This window comes from Pseudomonas sp. GL_117 (assembly GCF_057835125.1).
Genome location: NZ_CM174418.1, coordinates 352,558 through 370,325 on the forward strand (window position 1 = coordinate 352,558; position 17,768 = coordinate 370,325).

A 17,768-nucleotide genomic window follows, 5' to 3' on the forward strand; every position below is an offset into this window, starting at 1 on the left:
GATCTCCCACGTCTTTATTCGCGCCGTGAAGGAGCTCCGGCCATGAGCCGCACTGATGATCTGCTTGCCCTGTTCGGCAAGAGCGTGTCCCGCGACCCGAAAGGGCGCAATGCTCGGCTGCACTTTTTCGGCACCGTTCCGTTCGATGATGGCACGCGCGTGAACATGAAAGACGGTTCACGTTTGGGCCCCAACACGCCATATGCTCACGAACAACCCCTGGCCTTTGACGAAACCGCACCGCGCCCGAACGTGGTCGCTGTGGTGTCCGTCAACGGTGGCGTCGGCCGCAGTACCCTGGTCACGGCCCTGAGCAGCGGCCTGCAGCGTTTGGGGGAGTCGGTGGTGGCACTCGACCTCGACCCGCAGAACGCCTTGCGCCAGCACTTCGGTGTGGATCATGAATTGCCCGGCATCGGCCGCACCAGCCTGGTCAACGGACCCTGGCAGAACGTGCTGCACACCGGGTTCGCCGGTTGCGAGGTGATGCCCTTTGGCGACACCGACCCCCAGCAGCAGGACAACCTGCAGCACTGGCTCACACGTGAACCCAAGTGGCTGGCGCAGCGCCTGTCGGTGCTGGGCTTGAGCGAGCGCCACACGGTGATCGTCGATACCCCGGCCGGCAATAATGTGTACCTGCATCAAGCGTTGAACGTGGCCGACATTGTGCTGGTGGTGGTCCAGCCGGACGCCGCGTGCCTGGGCACTTTGGATCAGATGGATGCGTTGCTGGCGCCCTATCTGGCGCGCAATTTCCCGCCGCGTTGTCACTTTGTGATCAACCAGTTGGACGAGCATTCGGCGTTCAGCCTGGACATGCTCGAAGCCTTCAAGCTGCGTCTGGGTGACAGCCTGTTGGAGGTCGTGCACCGCGATCCGTCCATCAGCGAAGCCCTGGCCTTTGGTTCGGACCCGCTGGATAACCTGGGCCAGAGCCTGGCGAGCGACGATCTCAACGAACTCTGTCAGTTGCTGATCCGCCCGAAAACCACGCCCTGAACCGCTTGTTAGACCCATGACGCCAGATGCTTATGCACAATCGGTAGGTTGCGGTCGGGGGTAAACAGCGATTTTGTGGAGCTGTTCTCAACACGCCGCAACTGCCTGTTTTGCGTGCTTTTTATTCTGTGCACAAAAAATGACCAGCGTGGCTTTTTGCCTTCAGCGTAGGCCGCGACAGGCGCTGAAAAGAATTCATCAACAGAGTTATCCACAGGCTGGGCTGCGACAATTTTGCCCTTTAATCGCGCTCGGCAAGCACCATCAAGTTGCGCGGCGTCAGTGCCGGTTCGCAGAAACTGCCTACTTCAACCCGGTAGCGGTTTTCGCTGAGAAACAGTGCCCGATCCAGCACCAGCCACAGCTCCAGCGGGCGCCGAAACAGACCACGCAATAATTCCAGGTTCCTGACCTCGGCCAGGCGTTGCCAGCCGTGGGCTTCCAGTGCCGCCCAATCCTGTGCGCCTGTGGATAACCCTTTGAGGGTCGCCAGCTCCCGGCAGTAGTCGGCGAAGGGTTTGTCCAGCCAGGCGCTGGGCAATGACGGCGTGGGCAGGTAGTCGTCGCAGCCGCGCAGTTCACGTTGCAGTCGGTCGAAGCCCAGGCGCCGCGCCATGGAGCTGTCGCGCTGGCGGCGCACGCGGGCGCCGGCGGTCACGGTTTCGCTGAGGGGCAGGCCAAGGTCATCGATCGACAGCTGCAACGCCGAAGCGCGGCCCGGGCCCGACAGGGCTTGATAGCGGTCTGCGCTGATGCGGTTGTAGCAGCATGGCGCCAGTGCCAGTTGCTTGCAGCCAGCCGCGCTGGCGGCTTGCAGCAAGCGTACGTGCAGGTCGCCGCAAGCGTGCAGGGCGACGGGGGTGTGTACGGCGCTGAGCGGCACGTCGGCCATCACGTCTTGCAGGCGATGGGTCACGGGCAAGCCGTGGTGATCGCTCAAGGCTTGGCCGGCGGCGATCAAGGCCGGGTCATATTCCAGGCAGGTCAATTGTTGCCCGGTGTGCAGCAGGCGGCGGCCGAGGTGGCCCTTGCCGGCGCACCAGTCCAGCCAGTGCGTTGGCGTTGCCGCAAATGACAGGGCCGCACCGAAGGCTTCGATCTGTTGCCACTTGCGCCCGGGCACATCGACATTCAGGCGCGGGCGAGCCGGTTCAAGGGGCACCTTCGGCAAGTTATCCACAGCGCTGAGCGCGAGAGCCTGGGCGGCAAGCTGTGGAAAAGGGGCCGGGGCGGGCAGGTCGTGGGGCTGGTTGTGGGCGGTTTCGGCGTCAGCCAGCGAACGTTGGCGCAGCCACTGGGAGAGCGCGGGGTGTTCGGCTTCCCAGGGTAATTGCCGGTGGGTGAAGGGCCGTGGTCGCCACAGCCCTTGGTGTTCGATCAGGAATGCATCGAGCGCCGCGAAGCGCGCTTCAACGTCCTTGGCACGCATCGACGCGCAGCCAGCGTTCCAGCAGTTTGAAGCCGCGCACCAGGATATAGGCCATCAACAGGTAGAACAGCCCGGCGGCGAAAAAGATCTCTACCGGCAAGTAGGTGCGGGCGATGATCGTGCGCGCCATGCCGGTCAGTTCCAGCAAGGTCACGGTACTGGCCAGGGCGCTGGCCTTGAGCATCAGGATTACTTCGTTGCTGTAAGCCGGCAGGCCGATGCGCGAGGCGCGCGGCAGGATGATGTAGAACAGCGTCTTGGGCTTGGACATGCCCAGGGCGCGTGCCGCTTCGATCTCGCCCGGCGGGATCGCCTGGATCGCACCGCGCAGGATCTCGGCGATATAGGCGGCGGTGTGCAGGGTCATGGTGGCCGTGGCACACCAGAACGGATCGCGCAGGTAGGGCCACATGAAGCTCTCGCGTACCGCATCGAACTGCGCCAGGCCGTAGTAGACCAGGAACAGCTGTACCAGAAGCGGCGTGCCACGGAAGAAGAAAATGTAGGCGTAGGGCAGGGCGCTGACGTACCAGCGTCGCGAGGAACGGGCGATGCCCAGCGGGATCGCCAGCAGCAGGCCGGCGATCACGGCGATGGCCACCAGTTCCAGGGTCAGGATTGCGCCCTGGGCCAGTTTGGGCAGCCATTTGATGATCACGGCCCAGTTCAGGCCCAGGTCGAAATGCGCCAGCCAGCTGTAGTCGCCGCTCATTGGGTGCTCCTTGCAAAGCCGCGGGCGGCGCGTTTTTCCAGGAAGTGCATACCGGTCATCGCCAGTACGGTCAGGCCCAGGTACATGAAGGCCGCGACCATGAAGAAGGTGAATGGCTGCTTGGTCACGGTCACGCCGATCTGCGCGTGGCGCATGATTTCTTCAAGGCCGATCACCGAGACCAGCGCGGTGTCCTTCATCAGGATCATGAACAGGTTGCCCAGCCCCGGCAGGGCGATGCGCCACATCTGCGGCATGATCAGGCGGGTGAAAATCCGGAACTTCGACAGCCCCAACGCCACGCCGGCTTCGCGGTGGCCCTTGGGAATGGCGAGGATCGCGCCGCGGAACACTTCGGTGGCGTAGGCGCCAAAGCACAGGCCCAGGGCGATCACCCCGGCGGCAAAGGCGCTGAGGGACAGATCGGGGTTGCCGAAGAACTCGCCGAGGGCACGCATCAGGTTGACCGTGCCGAAATAGATCAGCAGCACCCACAACAGTTCGGGAATGCCGCGAACGATGGTCGAGTAAGCGCCGCCAAGCCATTGCAGCGGCTTGTACGGGGACGTCTTGGCCAAGGCGCCGGCGAGGCCGAGCACCAGCCCCAGGCACAGGGCGGTGAGCGCCAGCTTGACGGTCATCAGCGCGCCGGCGGCAAGCGCGGGGCCGAATCCGTAGAGATCGAAATTCATGGTGTTTTCATATCGCAAGGCATTGCTAAAAGCCGACGCGCTCAGGTGAGCGCGTCGGGCATACCGTTCAGATCATTCGATGCTGAAAGGGAAGTACTTGTCGTTGATCTTCTTGTAGCTGCCGTCGGCCTTGATCTCTGCCAGGGCTTTGTTCAGGCGCTCGCGCAGTGGGTCGCCCTTGCGGACGGCGATGCCGATCTTGTCGCTTTCCACAACCGGGTCGCCTTTGAACTCATAGGCGGAACCGTCTTTGCTCTTGAGCCATTCGTACTGCACGTACTTGTCGGCGAGGATGCCGTCGAGGCGGCCCGAGATCAGGTCGAGGTAGGCGTTTTCCTGGGTGTCGTAGAGCTTGGAGGTGGTGTCCGGCAGCTCGTCTTCCAGGTACGTACCGGCCAGGGTCGCGCGTTGTGCACCGATGATCTTGCCTTTGAGGTAACCGGCGTCGGTCTTGAAGTCTTTGGTGGCTTTCGGCGCGATGAACTGCAGCTTGTTGGAGTAGTACGGGTCGGTGAAGTCGACGGCCTGCTTGCGCTCATCGGTGATGGACAGCGAGGACACCAGGAAGTCGAACTTCTTGGCGTTCAGGGCCGGGATGATGCCGTCCCAGTCGGACACGTACACTTCACACTTCTCGACTTTCATCTTGGCGCACAGGGCGTCGCCGATGTCTTTGTCGAAGCCGACGACGTTGCCGCTGGCGTCTTTATTGTTGAAGGGCGGGTAGGCCGCTTCGATCCCCATCTTCAAGGTTTCTGCCATGGCCGTGGCGCTGAACGCCATCGAGACGGCGGCGGCCAGAAGGAATTTTTTATAGTTCTGCATGCATGTTGCTCCGTTAGCGGTTGCTGGACATGAATTGTTTGCAGCGCGCCGAAAGCGGGTTTTCAAACACCTGCTGTGGCGATCCTTGCTCCTCGACCAGGCCCTGGTGCAGGAACACCACTTCACTGGACACCTGGCGGGCGAAGCCCATTTCATGGGTGACCAGCAGCATGGTGCGGCCTTCCTCGGCCAGCGCGCGGATCACATTAAGTACTTCCTGGACCATTTCCGGGTCAAGGGCGGATGTGGGCTCGTCGAACAGGATGACTTTAGGCTGCATCGCCAGGGTGCGCGCGATGGCCGCCCGTTGTTGCTGGCCGCCGGACAGTTGCGCGGGGTAGGCGTGGCGTTTGTCGGCGATGCCGACCTTGGCCAGCAGCGCTTCGGCCACTTCGATGGCTTCGGCTTTGCTCTGGCCGAGCACACGGCGAGGGGCCTCGATGATGTTGTCGAGGATGCTCATGTGCGGCCACAGGTTAAAGTTTTGAAACACAAAACCGATTTCGCTGCGCAGGCGGTTGATCTGCTTGCCGTCGGCGGCCATCAGCTCGCCGTTTTTTGCGGCCTTGAGCTTGAGCTCTTCGCCGGCCACCAGGATCTGGCCCTGGTGCGGGTTTTCCAGCAGGTTGATGCAGCGCAGGAAGGTGGACTTGCCGGAACCGGAGGAACCCAGGATCGAGATCACGTCGCCGTCGCGAGCGGTCAGCGAGATACCTTTGAGTACCTCCAGCTCACCATAGCGTTTATGCAAGTTGCGGATTTCAAGCGCGGGCGTGGCCTCGGCCATGTGCGGTCCTCATTGTGTTCGTTGCGTGCTTGCTGTTGGGCCGCCTTCCTGGCGAGGCGCCAAGCTAGCATAGCGTCTGGATGGCAGCCAACAACGCTGCGGACGGTTGACGGGCTGTGTGCGGCAGGGTGTCGCATCGGCACAGCGGCGTGTCGCGCCATCTACAACCGAACAGCCGTTTGAACCGGAAAACCCGCAGGCTTCGCGTAAAAAAGGGCGCGATGGTGCCAGCTTTGGCCGGGTGTTGGAAGGGTCAATCGGGCAAACGGTGCTTATCAGCCCTGTTATGGAGCGTCACGTACTTTTTGTGTGTGTTTTTGGTGCGCGCGTTCGTTTAAAAGTGAGTCGCACGGTAACGCTATAGCGGAATCTCAGTGTTCTCAATGAGTTGCGACGGCTGTTGAATTGTCCTACAGCCCGCGTCAATTGCGGGTTTGTAACATTTTGGCGCAAATATTGCGTAAAAAATAAAGAACGCCCTGTTGGTTTCTTTTCACGAGAAAGAGCACAGGCCGGGCGAACCGTTTTCGCAATTCCTCGCAAAGGTGTGTCAATGAGTAGTACGCAAAGCTCCAATGACCTCGAACAGGGGCTCAAACCGCGTCACGTCACCATGCTGTCGATTGCCGGCGTTATTGGTGCCGGTTTGTTTGTTGGCTCCGGCCACGCGATTGCTGCCGCCGGCCCTGCTGTGCTGCTGGCTTATGCCGCCGCCGGTACGCTGGTGGTATTGGTGATGCGCATGCTGGCCGAAATGGCCGTGGCGTCGCCGGACACCGGTTCGTTCTCGACTTACGCCGACCGCGCCATCGGCCACTGGGCCGGTTTCACCATCGGTTGGCTGTACTGGTGGTTCTGGGTGCTGGTGATTCCACTGGAAGCCAACGCCGCCGCGACCATCCTGCATGCCTGGTTCCCGGACATTGCGATCTGGGCCTTTACCTTGGTCATCACCTTGCTGCTGACGGCGACCAACCTGTTCAGCGTGAAGAACTACGGCGAGTTCGAGTTCTGGTTTGCGCTGATCAAAGTGGTCGCGATCGTGGGCTTCGTGATCCTCGGCCTGGCGGCAATTTTTGGCTTCCTGCCGACCAGTCAGGTCAGCGGTGTTTCGCACCTGTTCGACACCCAAGGCTTCATGCCTAACGGCATGGGCGCGGTATTGGCCGCGATCCTGACCACCATGTTCTCCTTCATGGGTACCGAGATCGTTACCATCGCTGCCGCTGAATCGAAGAACCCTGGCCAGCAAATCACCAAGGCCACCAACTCGGTGATCTGGCGGATTGGTTTGTTCTACCTGCTGTCGATCTTCATCGTGGTGTCCCTGGTGCCATGGAACGATCCGACCCTGGCTGCCGTAGGTTCCTACCAGACCGTGCTGGAACGCATGGGCATCCCGAACGCCAAGATGATCGTTGACATCGTGGTCCTGGTTGCCGTGACCAGTTGCCTGAACTCGGCCCTGTATACCGCGTCGCGCATGCTGTTCTCCCTGGGCCGTCGCGGTGATGCACCGGCCGTGGCCAAGCGCACCAACAGCAGCGGCACGCCATACTGGGCGGTAATGCTGTCTACCGGCGCTGCGTTCCTGGCGGTGTTTGCCAACTATGTCGCTCCGGCGGCGGTGTTCGAATTCCTGCTGGCCAGCTCCGGCGCGATCGCGCTGCTGGTGTACCTGGTGATCGCGGTGTCGCAATTGCGCATGCGCCAGAAGCGTACGGCGGCGGGTGAGAAGATTGTCTTCAAGATGTGGCTGTTCCCGGGCCTGACCTACGCGGTGATGGTGTTCATCGTCGGTACGTTGACCATCATGCTGTTCCAGGAAGCGCACCGGGTCGAGATCATTGCGACTGGCGTGTTGAGCTTGCTGGTGGTGGCGGCGGGGTTGATGGTATCGAGCCGTCGCAAGGAGCAGAAAGTGGGTGCTGCGGTACTCAATTGATGTGATCGAGTGCGGCGCTTGATTGCGCCGCAGTTCAAATGTGGGAGCGGGCTTGCCCGCTCCCACATTTGGTTTTACGTCAGTCTGCTGAGTTGGCCAGTGCCTGGGAGGCCGCCACGTAATCCGCCTGGAACTGTGGCGATTCGATCCACGCCAACGCAGCCGCTTCATCATCGCTATCTGTGGCCCATTGGCGATATTCGATCAGTGCCGCGAGGATAAAGTCGGTGGCTTCTTCTTCGCCTTCCTGTTCCAGCACGACCGCCAGCAGCGGGTGCGATAGGAACGCGGCGCACAATGCCTGCTGGTTGATCTCGCTGGCGGTGCGCATTTCTACGAACAACTCGGTCAAGTCCACCGATTCAAGGTCAATGCGACTGTCATCGCCGGCAAAGGCGTCCGGTTTGCTCGCGCCGGCGCGCTGGGAGCGGTTTTGCTTGGCCTTGGCCTTTGCTCGTTGGGCGCGTTTTTGCTGCTTGTTTGGCGAGGGCATGGGTGTAGCGTCCTAGGGTTCAGAGTGGGCTATTGAAGCGCAGGTTGTGGGAAATCCCAAGGGTATCCGTCGCCAATTGGCCGTTTTGCAGCCAGGCCAATGCAATCGGCCACAGGCGGTCCTGATACTCGCTGCGGAAAAAAGCGAAATGCCCGACCCTCTTCTCACCGATGTCTTCAGGCGCAAGCCGTAGGTGGGTGCGTTCGCTGTTGTCGAAGTAACCCAGTAACCGCTCGATGGCTGCTACGGTCCCAAATGGGTCATCGGTGATGCTGATGGCCAGTATCTGCGCTTGTACCTGGCTGAAGGGCAGTTCACGCAAGCCCCGCCCGCTGGGGCGTGTTTCATAGTTGGGTGTCGGGGTGCTCCAGTCGCGTACCACGCCCGCCGGCGTGTCCTCCATCCAGCCCAGGCGCTTGCCGGGGAAATATCCGCACAGCGCGGTCATCAGCGGCATTGCTACATGCCATTTGGCAAACATCTGCCAGCGCTGGCTCGTGGCGTAGTCGCGCCAGTACGCGAACTGCGCGCCGACCGTGACGATCCGCCGGATCACTGCGCCTGACGCTCCCAGCCCGGCCGCACAGCCGCCGAAGCTGTGGCCGACGACATCGATCGGCTGGCCTGGAAACTCCCGTTGCGCGCGCTGCAAGATCGCTTCGAAATCCAGCACGCCCCAGTCCGACCACGAGGCTTTGAAGCCCTTTAGCGAGCCGTGGCGGGATTCGCCGATGCCACGGTAGTCGTAGGTGATGACGTCGAGGCCGTTGGCAAACAGGTAGTCGGCGAAACGCGAGTAATAGCGGCAGCGCAGGGATGTGGCGGCGTTGATGATGACGACAGGGCGGTCGAAGTCGGTGCGCAGGTGGCGCCAGGTGAAGCCGCCGATGAGGTGGTTGTCGGCAGCGGGTTCATTGAAGGGCGTGCTTTGCCCTGGGTTGCGTGTTGCGAGTGGTATTCGCGAAGAGGCGTCATTCAAGTTCATTGGTTTTCTGCCTATGTCGGTTTTTATTTTTTTAGTAACAGTTGGCCGGTTTGCCAGTACGTGTGTGCCATTCGGCGGCCCCACTAATCTCGGCGCTCACTGATAGAGCCATATATACGAGAGGAACGACACCCGATCATGGACCGATTAGACTGGCAGGCACCCACTTTGGAGGTCTCTATGAGCATCCCACTTTCTCCCATCGTTTCAGAGTTTGAAACAGAAGAGCAGGCTGCCAGCTACGACCGTTTTGCCAATAGATCCATAGGCTTGTTGCCTTTGCGATCAGCCAGGGCGCTTTCATGACCCGCGACACCCTCGAACACAATCAGATCCCCCTCTACTTCATCACGGTCCTCCTGGCAGCCACCTTCGGCCTGCTCGCGCCCTCATCGGCCAATGGCCTGGGCGCACTGGTCACGCCCGCTATTGCCGTGCTGATGTACGCGATGTTCTTGCAGATCCCGTTTCTGGAGTTGCGCCACGGCTGGGGCAACAAGCGCTTCCTGTCGGCTTTGCTGCTGGTCAATTTCATCCTGGTGCCGTTGCTGGTGTGGGCATTGACCCGTGGCTTGGTCGCGCACCCGGCGCTATTGCTGGGTGCGTTGCTGGTGTTGCTGACGCCGTGCATCGATTACGTGGTGGTGTTTACCCATATGGGTAAGGGCGACTCGCGGCTGATGCTGGCGGCGACGCCGGTGTTGCTGCTGGTGCAGTTGGCGCTGTTGCCGGTGTACCTGGGGTTGATGCTGGGGCCGCAGCCTGGGGTGGTGGTCGAGGCGGGGCCTTTTGTCGAGGCGTTCCTGATGTTGATTGTGGTGCCGATGGTGTTGGCGGTGGGCACCACGGCGCTGGCGCGCAGCTCGACCGTTATCAGCGCGTGGAACAACGCCTGGGCCTGGTTGCCGGTGCCGGCCATGGCACTGGTGTTGTTTGTGGTGATCGCCTCGCAGATCACTGCGGTGGTGCGTGATTTCAGCCTGTTGCTGCCGGTGATTCCGGTCTACCTGGGCTTCCTGTTGCTGGCGCCGCTGATGGGCGCTTTGGCGGCGCGTGTCTGTGCGTTGCCGGCGTTGACGGCGCGTGCGGTGACGTTCAGCGCATCGACACGCAACTCGTTGGTGGTGCTGCCCTTGGCGCTGGCCCTGCCCGAGGGTGTACGCGGGTTGGCGGCGACGGCGGTGATCCTGCAAACCCTGATCGAGTTGGTCGGTGAATTGATCTATGTGCGTCTGATCCCGGCGTTGGTATGGCCCGTGCGTCGGTAAATGTGAGTCTGTTCAGGCGCTATTCAGCAGGGTGGCCGGCACCATAAGTCGGCACTCTTTACCTGACAGGTCAACCGATGGATCACCACAACCGTTTTCGCCTGGAGTCCCTGGGCATTTTCTTGCTCGCCTCTCTGCTGTTTACCCTGGGGATCTGGGATCAGCAGCCTCAGGGTTTTGACGGGCGTTGGGCGTTGTTCCTGCAGGAAATGTTTCGCCACGGCGCGAGTTTTTTCCCGACCACCTACGGTCAGCCCTACGCGGACTATCCCGGCACCGCGACCTTCTTCAGTTTTGTGTTTGCCCGGCTGTTTGGTGCGCCCAACCACCTGGCAAATATCCTGCCCACCGCCCTCGCGTCTGCCGGCACCGTTGCCCTGATCTATCGCCTGCTGGTGCCGTCGAGCCGGCAATGGGCGCTGCTCACGGTGCTGCTGACGTTGCTCACTGCGCAGTTGCTCGATAAGTCGCGTTCGGTGTGCCTGGATCAGATGGTGTCGCTACTCTGTGTCGGCAGTTTCTACCTGTTGCACACGGGGGAGCGCTTGGGATCGCGCTGGCGCCAACTCGCCGTGTTCCCGTTGTTCGTCCTCGGCTTTGCGATTCGAGGGCCGCTGGGGTTGATCGAAGTCTGTGGCGTGGTGTGCGTGTACTGGGCGTTGAGCCGCCCCGGGCAGCGGGTCAGGCAGGTGCTGATCCATGGTGTGGTTGGCGTGCTGCTGTTGGCGGCGTGCTGGTGGCTGTTGGTGAAGCTGGCGCGGATCAGCGGTGGCGATGCCTTTGCCGACGAAGTGTTCAAGATGCAGGTCGGCGGGCGCCTCGATGAAAGTGGCGAGCCGTTCTACTTCTACTTCCAGTTGAGTGTGTACCGCTACTTCCCGGTGGTGCCGCTGGCGCTGGCAACGTTGATCGCGCTGCGCCATCGCTGGTCTGAACGGTTTGTGAATGACGACGTGCAGATGGTGGTGCGCCTGGGCGCCTGCGGCTTGATGATCCTGCTCGGGCTATCGGTGCCGCACTTCAAGCGCGCTTATTACATCCTGCCCATGGTGCCGATGTTTGCCGCTGTCGCCGCCTATGGGCTGCTCCAGGCGCAAGGCTGGCTCGTTGGCGTGCGCAGGTGTTACGAATGGCTTGTCGTGGCGCTACCGGCGTTGTGCGTGGTTGTAGTCTTTGTCTGTCGGCATGGGTGGCAGAAGCACGGTTATTGGCCGGACGTTTCGTTGCCGCTGTTGATCGGCGCGCTGCTGGTCCTGCAAGTGGCGGCAGTGATCGCCTGGCGTCGTCTGGTGGGGCTCAGTGCGATCGCATTGGCGGCGCAATGGCTGTTGCTGGTGGCCGTGATCGGTCCGGCCAAGGATCTGCAATTCGACACCCGCACCTTTGTTGGCGAGGTGGAAGCGCTACGAATGAAGCAGCCGGGGCCGTTGGTGTTTGTCAATCTCGGCCGGGATACCTGGGCGGTGCGCTACATGATGAACCTGGATCATGATGAGCAGCCGTTGTTTGTCGCGGGGAGCGAGGTCGAGCGGTTGGCTGCATTGCCAAAGCCGGCATGGGTGATCGTGGCACGTAAGGAAACCAAGCTGCTGGCGGGAACGCCGCTGGAACATCAGGCGCCGGTGTACAGCGGGCGGTTGAATGACAATCCGTTGATGGTGTTTTTGCTTGAGTGATTGAGATGACGGGCTTCGGGGCGACAGAGGTTGCTCCGACGCAGCTCAATAAATCCCGGGCAACAAAAAACCCGCACTAGGCGGGTTTCTTGTGTGTTTCAGATGATGTTCGCACCACCTAAAACTAATTAGTGGTGCCCAGAGACGGAATCGAACCGCCGACACGGGGATTTTCAATCCCCTGCTCTACCGACTGAGCTATCTGGGCAACGGGGCGCATTAAACGGGTTTTTCAGGGGGTCGTCAAGCAAGTTTTCAAAAAATATTTAATTATTACCGTCGCTTACGTGCCGACCCCGGTTTTTGATCAATTATTGAGCAGGTGGCACGTAGCCGTCGGCCTTGGCGTAATCCTCGCCGGAAAAGAACTTGTCCATCTCGCCTGCCAGGTACTTGCGGTCTTCGGCGTTCATCATGTTCAGGCGTTTTTCGTTGATCAGCAGGGTCTGGTGTTTCAACCAGTCGCCCCAGGCGTTGGCAGAGACATGCTCGTAAATGTCCTGGCCCTTGGCGCCTGGGTACGGAGGGCGTTCCAGGCCTGGCAGTTCTTCTTTGTACTTGCGGCACATTACGGTGCGGGTCATGACGACACTCCTGCATTCAAAACATCGGCCGCGCGCTTCAGCAGTTTCTTGACCGGGGCGGCAAGGCCCAGGCGCGGCGGGGTGGCGAGGTTATACCAGAGCCAGTCGGCCTCGGCCACGTGATGGGCGGATTCCTCGACCCGCACCAGCCAGGGTTCGATGGCCAGCTGGAAATGGCTGAAGGTGTGGACCAGCCCCGGCAGTTCCTGTTGCTTGCCCAGTTCGAGCGCGTGCTGGTGGGCGAGGTGTTCCAGGTCTTGCAGGTCGTCCAGTTCCGGCAAGCTCCACAGCCCACCCCAGAGCCCCGTCGATGGGCGGCGGTAGAGCAGGATCGCGCCCTCGGCGTTCGCCAGCATCGGCATCAGCGTGCGCTTTTGCGGGATGGTCTTGCGCGGCTTGGGGATCGGGTAGCGGGTCTCCAGGCCGAGCATGTGGGCTTCGCAGCCTTTTTCCAGCGGGCACAGCAGGCAGCTGGGTTTGCTGCGGGTGCAGAGGGTGGCGCCCATGTCCATCATCGCCTGGGTGTAGGCGTTGACGCGATCATGGGGGGTGAAACGCTCTGCCGTGGCCCACAGCTGCTTGGCGACCTTGGGTTCGCCCGGGTAGCCCTCTTGCGCGGTAAAGCGTGCCAGCACGCGCTTGACGTTGCCGTCGAGGATCGGTGCGCGCAGGCCCATGCTCAGGCTCGCGATTGCGCCGGCGGTAGACAGGCCGATGCCCGGCAGCTCAGTGAGTTTTTCCACGTCCCGGGGAAACTCGCCGCCATAGTCGGCCACCACAATCTTTGCGGTCTTTTGCAGGTTGCGTGCGCGGGTGTAGTAGCCCAGGCCGGTCCACAAATGCAGCACCTCGTCTTCCGGTGCGGCGGCCAGGGCTTCGACCGTCGGCAGCGAGGCCATGAAACGGTCGAAATAATTCAGCACGGTGCTGACCTGGGTCTGTTGCAGCATGATCTCCGAGACCCACACCCGATAAGGCGTGATGCCCTGTTGCCAGGGCAGGTCGTGGCGACCGTGGCGGTCGTACCAATCCAGCACCGCCGTTGAAAACTGCTCGTTTCTCATCGTTTGAACAGACCTTTGAGCGCGTCTTTGAGCTGCGGGTTGACCTTGTCGAGCTTCTCTTCAAGTTTGTCGCTGAGCTTGTTGCCGGCGGCCTTGATAGCGACCTGGCCGAGGCCGTCCTTGTCCAGGCGGCAAGCCTTGGCGCCGAGTTCCAGCGGGCCACGGCAGCGCAGCGGCACTTCGATCCCCTGGAAGTTGGCGCCCACCTGGCAGGCCGGGTCCGGCACTTCGCGCTGGTCGCCTTCGACGAGGATGCCCACGCGGTAGTCCATGCCCAGCACGCGCAGGTCGATGTCACCGTTGCCGTTGACCGTCAGGCCCGGGATGCGCACTTTCAGGTCCGGGTTGCTGGCGACGCCGTTGCGCAAGGTCAGGTTGCCACGCAGTTCCTGGAACGGCGTGTCCTTGCCTTGCGGTGCGCTGCTCAGGGTCTTGCGGTTGAGCAGGGCGATGCCGGTGCATAGCTGTTGTTCGAGGTTGGCGTTGAGCAGCACGCCGTTGTTGATCACAAAGCTGGCGGTGCCGTTGAGGCTGTCGATCAGGGCTTTCTGGCTGTTGCCGCGGCCGCTGAGGTTGCTGTCGAGGGTGACCTGGCCCTTCACCGGCGGCGTTTGTCCCTGGGCTTGCAGGATGCGCTCGACCGGCACTTGCCTGATCTGGCTTTGCAGCGCCAACACGGGAATATCCTGGCGCACGTCAAGGTTGCCGGTTGCCTGGAAAGAGCCGTTGTAGAGGCTGCCGCTCAGGGTGCTGAGCTTGAGTTGACCGTCGATGCCGGAGGCTTTGAGCACCGCGTTCTGGATCGGCAGCTTGCTCAAGGTCAATTGGCCGAAGGCCAGGTCGGCATTCACGTCCAGCGCGCGCAGGCGTGCCACAGGCAGCAGCTTGTCGGTGCTCCAGGCGCCTTTGGTGGGCGCGTCCGGCAGCGGCGTGGTGCCACCGGCGGCCATGGCCCCGGCTTCGCTGTTCTGCACTTCGGCCTGGCGTGCGGCGGTTGCGCCTTTGGCGGCTTCGGACTTGGCCGGCAGGTAATTGTCGACGTTGAACGTATCGCCCTTGAGCTGGACCCGCAGCGATTGCTTGGCGAAGTCTTCCACGGCAATGCGCCCGGTGAAGGTGCTGCCATCGACCTTCAGGTTCAGGTCGTCGAGGACCACGCTGGTGGGCGTACCCGCCAGGCGGCTGACCAGCTCGACCTTGCTCAGGCTGCCCTCGGCCATCGTTGGCAACGGGTTACCCACGCTGTCGAGGAACTTGGCCAGGTCAAATTGGGCGATGGACAGGGCGCCGTTCAGTTGGGCCGTCTTGTCCAGGTCGTTGACCTTCAGCTCGCCCAGGGCGCGCAATTGGTTGGCCGACAGTTTCAAGTTGGTCCATTCGGCGATGTTCGCCGCCAAGTCCACCAAAATCTGCCCTTGGGTGGAGAACGTCACGGTCTTGCCTTGCAGCGGCTCGCCGGTGGCCTCGCCGCTCAGGCGCATGTCTTCGAACTGGTAGCGCTTGAGCGCACGTTGGATGCGCAGGTTGCCATTGAGCTCGGTCTTGACGCGCATCACTGGCTGGTTGCTGCCGAAGAATGCGGTGAGCTTCACCGGAATGCTCGCGCCATCGTGAATCGCACCGGCGCTCAGTTGGATACTTTCAGCACTGAATTGCTTACCGGTCTGCTCGTCGTTGTATTCCACGCGGGCGTTGTTGATGGTCAGGCTGTCGATGTCCAGGCGGATCGGCTGCGGCGGCTTCTCCGGCTTGGCCTCGGGCGCCGGCTCGGCAGGCGCGGGCGCAGTGGCAGGCGCTTCGGTGCTGGCGACCGGTGCGGTCTTGCCGATGTCTTCCCAGTTGCCGTGGCCCTGCTTGTCGCGGTTGAGGCGCAGGTTCAGGCCTTCGACGCGCACATCGCTCATCTGCACTTCGCGGCGCAGCAGCGGCAGCACGCGCACCGACAGGCCGAGCATTTGCAGGTCGGCGAACGGTTGTGTCGGAGTGGTCAGGGTCGCCACGCTGGCTTCGTGCAGCTCAAGGCCGAGCCAGGGGAACAGGCTCCAGCCGATGTCGCCATTGAGCGTCAGCTCGATGTGGGCCTTGTCGCGGGCAATCTGGCGGATCTCGTCTTTATAGTCGTTGGGATCGAAGAGGTGGGTCAGGGCAAAGCCCAGCGCCACAATGATCAGCAACAGCCCGAGAAGTACCAGACCCAGGATTTTGCCGAACGCTTTCATGGGCGAGTCCTTGTATGTCGAGATTAAAATTTAGCCGAAGAGTATACCGCCGGTAACCGTACGTCAGTTCGCCGATCGTTACATTGTATCCACGCCCAGCAAAACGGGATTTTGGCGTCAAATAAAACAGATAACCCGAAAAAGGTGATGTCAGTTTGGTTTTTCTGGCATTCACAGGTGCTAATCTGCGCGGGTTCGTCTGCCTTCTGCGACACAACGTCGCGCATCAAATGGAGCTTGACTCAAAACAACGGCCAACGCTTTGCGTGCAAGGCCGAGGGAGAGAGCGCCTGACGAACACATACTAACAACTGGGGGAAACACCAATGAGCACAAGCACTGCGGCAGCTTTAACTGCCGCACAGCCTGCGTTCCTGTCCAAGGAACGCATCATCGCCAAGCCGGGCTTCAACCGCTGGCTGGTCCCGCCGGCCGCGCTGGCTATCCACCTGTGCATCGGCATGGCCTACGGTTTTTCGGTGTTCTGGCTGCCGTTGTCGAAGGCGCTGGGGATCACCAAGCCATTGGCCTGCGCGCCGGACATGAGCTTTATCGCCCAAGTCTTCTCGTCCCAATGCGACTGGCCCATTTCCATGCTGGGCTGGATCTACACCCTGTTCTTCATTTTCCTGGGCTGCTCGGCAGCGATCTGGGGCGGCTGGCTGGAACATGCCGGGCCTCGCAAGGCCGGTGTCGTATCGGCGCTGTGCTGGTGTGGCGGCCTGCTGATCTCGGCGTTGGGTATCTACACCCACCAGATCTGGCTGATGTGGATCGGTTCCGGCGTGATTGGCGGCATTGGCCTGGGCCTGGGTTACATCTCGCCCGTGTCGACCCTGATCAAGTGGTTCCCGGACAAGCGCGGCATGGCGACCGGCATGGCGATCATGGGCTTCGGCGGCGGCGCGATGGTGGGCGCCCCGTTGGCGGCAGCCTTGATGGGCCACTTCGCCACGCCCGACAGCGTGGGGGTATGGCAGAGCTTCCTGGTGATGGCCGCGATTTATTTCGTGTTCATGATCGGCGGCGCCTTGTCCTACCGCGTACCGCCGACCGGCTGGAAGCCTGAGGGCTGGACCGCGCCGGCGAAAAAAGCCAGCAATGCGATGATCACCCACCGTCACGTGCACGTGAATGTGGCGTGGAAGACCCCGCAATTCCGTCTGGTGTGGCTGGTGCTGTGCCTGAACGTGTCCGCCGGTATCGGTATCCTCGGCATGGCTTCGCCACTGCTGCAGGAAGTGTTCGGCGGCAAATTGCTGGGCGTGGATGTGCCGTTCGGCCAGCTGGATGCGGGTCAACTGGCGTCCATCGCCGCCATCGCGGCGGGCTTCACCGGGCTGTTGAGCTTGTTCAACATCGGTGGCCGGTTCTTCTGGGCGTCGTTCTCCGACTACCTGGGCCGTAAAAATACCTACTTCGTGTTTTTCGCCCTGGGCTTTGCCCTGTACGCGCTGATCCCGAACCTGGGGCACCTGGGCAACGTGGCGCTGTTTGTGGCGGCGTTCTGCATCATCCTGTCGATGTACGGCGGTGGCTTTGCGACGGTTCCGGCTTACCTGGCCGACTTGTTCGGTACGCAGATGGTCGGCGCGATCCACGGTCGCCTGCTGACCGCATGGGCTGCGGCGGGCGTATTGGGCCCGGTGCTGGTGAACTACCTGCGTGAATATCAACTGAGCATCGGCGTTGAACGTGCCGCGGCCTACGACATCACCTTGTATATCCTCGCTGGCCTGCTGGTGCTGGGGTTCGTCTGCAACATGCTGGTCCGCCCGGTGGCGGACAAGTACTTCATGACCGACGCCGAACTGGCGGCCGAGCAGGCGCTGGGGCATGACAAAGGCGCGGACGCCACCACTTCCCTGGAATGGAAAGCGGCGCCCGGCACCGTGCCATTGGCGATTGCCGCGTGGCTGGTGGTCGGTATTCCGTTGGCGTGGGGTGTGTGGGTGACCCTGCAGAAGACGGCGGTACTGTTCCACTAATACCGCAAAAACCCTGTGGGAGCGGGCTCGCCCGCGGCAGCATCACCTCGGTCTGTCTGAGTGACCGAGGTGCCCGCATCGCAGGCAAGCCAGCTCCCA

The 17,768-nt window shown here is 61.6% G+C and carries 15 protein-coding genes, 1 tRNA gene and 1 pseudogene; 6 read left to right on the forward strand and 11 right to left on the reverse strand.

The features are described from left to right. Positions 1-42: 42 nt before the first annotated feature. Positions 43-1,002, forward strand: a complete 960-nt coding sequence (gene bcsQ, locus AC3ISR_RS01500; protein ID WP_463983823.1) for a cellulose biosynthesis protein BcsQ — start codon at positions 43-45, stop codon at positions 1,000-1,002. A 241-nt stretch (positions 1,003-1,243) separates the two neighbouring features. On the opposite strand, the gene AC3ISR_RS01505 is transcribed toward bcsQ, so the two are convergent. The 5 genes from AC3ISR_RS01505 to AC3ISR_RS01525 all read right to left on the reverse strand — a co-directional run bounded on the left by AC3ISR_RS01505 (position 1,244) and on the right by AC3ISR_RS01525 (position 5,447). Next, positions 1,244-2,431, reverse strand: a complete 1,188-nt coding sequence (locus AC3ISR_RS01505; RefSeq protein ID WP_463983824.1) for a methyltransferase — start codon at positions 2,429-2,431, stop codon at positions 1,244-1,246. Beyond that, positions 2,412-3,101: an ABC transporter permease gene (locus AC3ISR_RS01510; protein ID WP_025999969.1), complete on the reverse strand. Its 690-nt coding sequence runs from the start codon at positions 3,099-3,101 to the stop codon at positions 2,412-2,414. The genes AC3ISR_RS01505 and AC3ISR_RS01510 overlap by 20 nt, the downstream gene beginning before the upstream one ends. Before the next feature lie 38 nt (positions 3,102-3,139). Next, positions 3,140-3,835: an ABC transporter permease gene (locus tag AC3ISR_RS01515; protein WP_053253867.1), complete on the reverse strand. Its 696-nt coding sequence runs from the start codon at positions 3,833-3,835 to the stop codon at positions 3,140-3,142. A gap of 72 nt (positions 3,836-3,907) precedes the next feature. Next, on the reverse strand, positions 3,908-4,660 hold the full coding sequence (locus AC3ISR_RS01520) for an ABC transporter substrate-binding protein (protein WP_192298423.1): 753 nt from the start codon (positions 4,658-4,660) through the stop codon (positions 3,908-3,910). Between the two features lie 13 nt (positions 4,661-4,673). After that, on the reverse strand, positions 4,674-5,447 hold the full coding sequence (locus AC3ISR_RS01525) for an ABC transporter ATP-binding protein (RefSeq protein ID WP_010213906.1): 774 nt from the start codon (positions 5,445-5,447) through the stop codon (positions 4,674-4,676). A 553-nt stretch (positions 5,448-6,000) separates the two neighbouring features. Here AC3ISR_RS01525 and gabP point away from each other — a divergent pair. Beyond that, a complete protein-coding gene (gene gabP, locus AC3ISR_RS01530) occupies positions 6,001-7,392 on the forward strand; it encodes a GABA permease (protein WP_463983825.1) in 1,392 nt (463 codons plus the stop codon). 79 nt (positions 7,393-7,471) lie between these two features. Here the strand turns inward: gabP and AC3ISR_RS01535 are convergent, their stop codons facing one another. Beyond that, positions 7,472-7,885 carry a hypothetical protein gene (locus AC3ISR_RS01535; protein WP_463983826.1) on the reverse strand — a complete coding sequence of 138 codons (414 nt, stop codon included), beginning with the start codon at positions 7,883-7,885 and terminating at the stop codon, positions 7,472-7,474. Between the two features lie 19 nt (positions 7,886-7,904). Beyond that, complete coding sequence (locus AC3ISR_RS01540; protein ID WP_463983827.1) at positions 7,905-8,870, reverse strand: alpha/beta hydrolase family protein; 966 nt, start codon at positions 8,868-8,870, stop codon at positions 7,905-7,907. A gap of 180 nt (positions 8,871-9,050) precedes the next feature. Between AC3ISR_RS01540 and AC3ISR_RS01545 the strand changes: the two are divergent. The 3 genes and pseudogenes from AC3ISR_RS01545 to AC3ISR_RS01555 form a co-directional block, all read left to right on the forward strand. Then, positions 9,051-9,122, forward strand: a pseudogene (locus AC3ISR_RS01545) (type II toxin-antitoxin system RelB family antitoxin); the annotation flags it as partial. A gap of 50 nt (positions 9,123-9,172) precedes the next feature. Next, positions 9,173-10,138, forward strand: coding sequence for an arsenic resistance protein (locus AC3ISR_RS01550; RefSeq protein WP_192298419.1), 966 nt, complete (start codon positions 9,173-9,175; stop codon positions 10,136-10,138). Positions 10,139-10,215: 77 nt separating this feature from the next. Then, positions 10,216-11,814 carry an ArnT family glycosyltransferase gene (locus AC3ISR_RS01555; protein ID WP_192298418.1) on the forward strand — a complete coding sequence of 533 codons (1,599 nt, stop codon included), beginning with the start codon at positions 10,216-10,218 and terminating at the stop codon, positions 11,812-11,814. A 132-nt stretch (positions 11,815-11,946) separates the two neighbouring features. Here the strand turns inward: AC3ISR_RS01555 and AC3ISR_RS01560 are convergent. From AC3ISR_RS01560 to AC3ISR_RS01575, 4 genes are all read right to left on the reverse strand, one after another. Next, positions 11,947-12,022 (reverse strand) — tRNA-Phe (locus AC3ISR_RS01560). 103 nt (positions 12,023-12,125) lie between these two features. Next, the gene (locus AC3ISR_RS01565) at positions 12,126-12,398 is read right to left on the reverse strand and encodes an oxidative damage protection protein (protein ID WP_192298417.1); all 273 of its coding nucleotides are present in this window, start codon (positions 12,396-12,398) and stop codon (positions 12,126-12,128) included. Then, positions 12,395-13,462 carry an A/G-specific adenine glycosylase gene (gene mutY / locus AC3ISR_RS01570; protein ID WP_192298416.1) on the reverse strand — a complete coding sequence of 356 codons (1,068 nt, stop codon included), beginning with the start codon at positions 13,460-13,462 and terminating at the stop codon, positions 12,395-12,397. The genes AC3ISR_RS01565 and mutY overlap by 4 nt, the downstream gene beginning before the upstream one ends. Continuing rightward, a complete protein-coding gene (locus tag AC3ISR_RS01575) occupies positions 13,459-15,681 on the reverse strand; it encodes an AsmA family protein (RefSeq protein ID WP_463983828.1) in 2,223 nt (740 codons plus the stop codon). Before AC3ISR_RS01575 ends, mutY begins: the two co-directional genes overlap by 4 nt. A 326-nt stretch (positions 15,682-16,007) precedes the next feature. Between AC3ISR_RS01575 and AC3ISR_RS01580 the strand changes: the two genes are divergently transcribed. Continuing rightward, positions 16,008-17,669: an OFA family MFS transporter gene (locus AC3ISR_RS01580; protein WP_226457622.1), complete on the forward strand. Its 1,662-nt coding sequence runs from the start codon at positions 16,008-16,010 to the stop codon at positions 17,667-17,669. The last annotated feature ends 99 nt before the right edge of the window (positions 17,670-17,768 follow it).

Coding starts and splice junctions, on each gene's coding strand:
- bcsQ (WP_463983823.1), top strand. CDS start 43: ATGAGCCGCACTGATGATCTGCTTGCCCTGTTCGGCAAGAGCGTGTCC.
- AC3ISR_RS01505 (WP_463983824.1), bottom strand. CDS start 2,431: ATGCGTGCCAAGGACGTTGAAGCGCGCTTCGCGGCGCTCGATGCATTC.
- AC3ISR_RS01515 (WP_053253867.1), bottom strand. CDS start 3,835: ATGAATTTCGATCTCTACGGATTCGGCCCCGCGCTTGCCGCCGGCGCG.
- AC3ISR_RS01520 (WP_192298423.1), bottom strand. CDS start 4,660: ATGCAGAACTATAAAAAATTCCTTCTGGCCGCCGCCGTCTCGATGGCG.
- AC3ISR_RS01525 (WP_010213906.1), bottom strand. CDS start 5,447: ATGGCCGAGGCCACGCCCGCGCTTGAAATCCGCAACTTGCATAAACGC.
- gabP (WP_463983825.1), top strand. CDS start 6,001: ATGAGTAGTACGCAAAGCTCCAATGACCTCGAACAGGGGCTCAAACCG.
- AC3ISR_RS01535 (WP_463983826.1), bottom strand. CDS start 7,885: ATGCCCTCGCCAAACAAGCAGCAAAAACGCGCCCAACGAGCAAAGGCC.
- AC3ISR_RS01540 (WP_463983827.1), bottom strand. CDS start 8,870: ATGAACTTGAATGACGCCTCTTCGCGAATACCACTCGCAACACGCAAC.
- AC3ISR_RS01550 (WP_192298419.1), top strand. CDS start 9,173: ATGACCCGCGACACCCTCGAACACAATCAGATCCCCCTCTACTTCATC.
- AC3ISR_RS01555 (WP_192298418.1), top strand. CDS start 10,216: ATGGATCACCACAACCGTTTTCGCCTGGAGTCCCTGGGCATTTTCTTG.
- AC3ISR_RS01565 (WP_192298417.1), bottom strand. CDS start 12,398: ATGACCCGCACCGTAATGTGCCGCAAGTACAAAGAAGAACTGCCAGGC.
- mutY (WP_192298416.1), bottom strand. CDS start 13,462: ATGAGAAACGAGCAGTTTTCAACGGCGGTGCTGGATTGGTACGACCGC.
- AC3ISR_RS01575 (WP_463983828.1), bottom strand. CDS start 15,681: ATGAAAGCGTTCGGCAAAATCCTGGGTCTGGTACTTCTCGGGCTGTTG.
- AC3ISR_RS01580 (WP_226457622.1), top strand. CDS start 16,008: ATGAGCACAAGCACTGCGGCAGCTTTAACTGCCGCACAGCCTGCGTTC.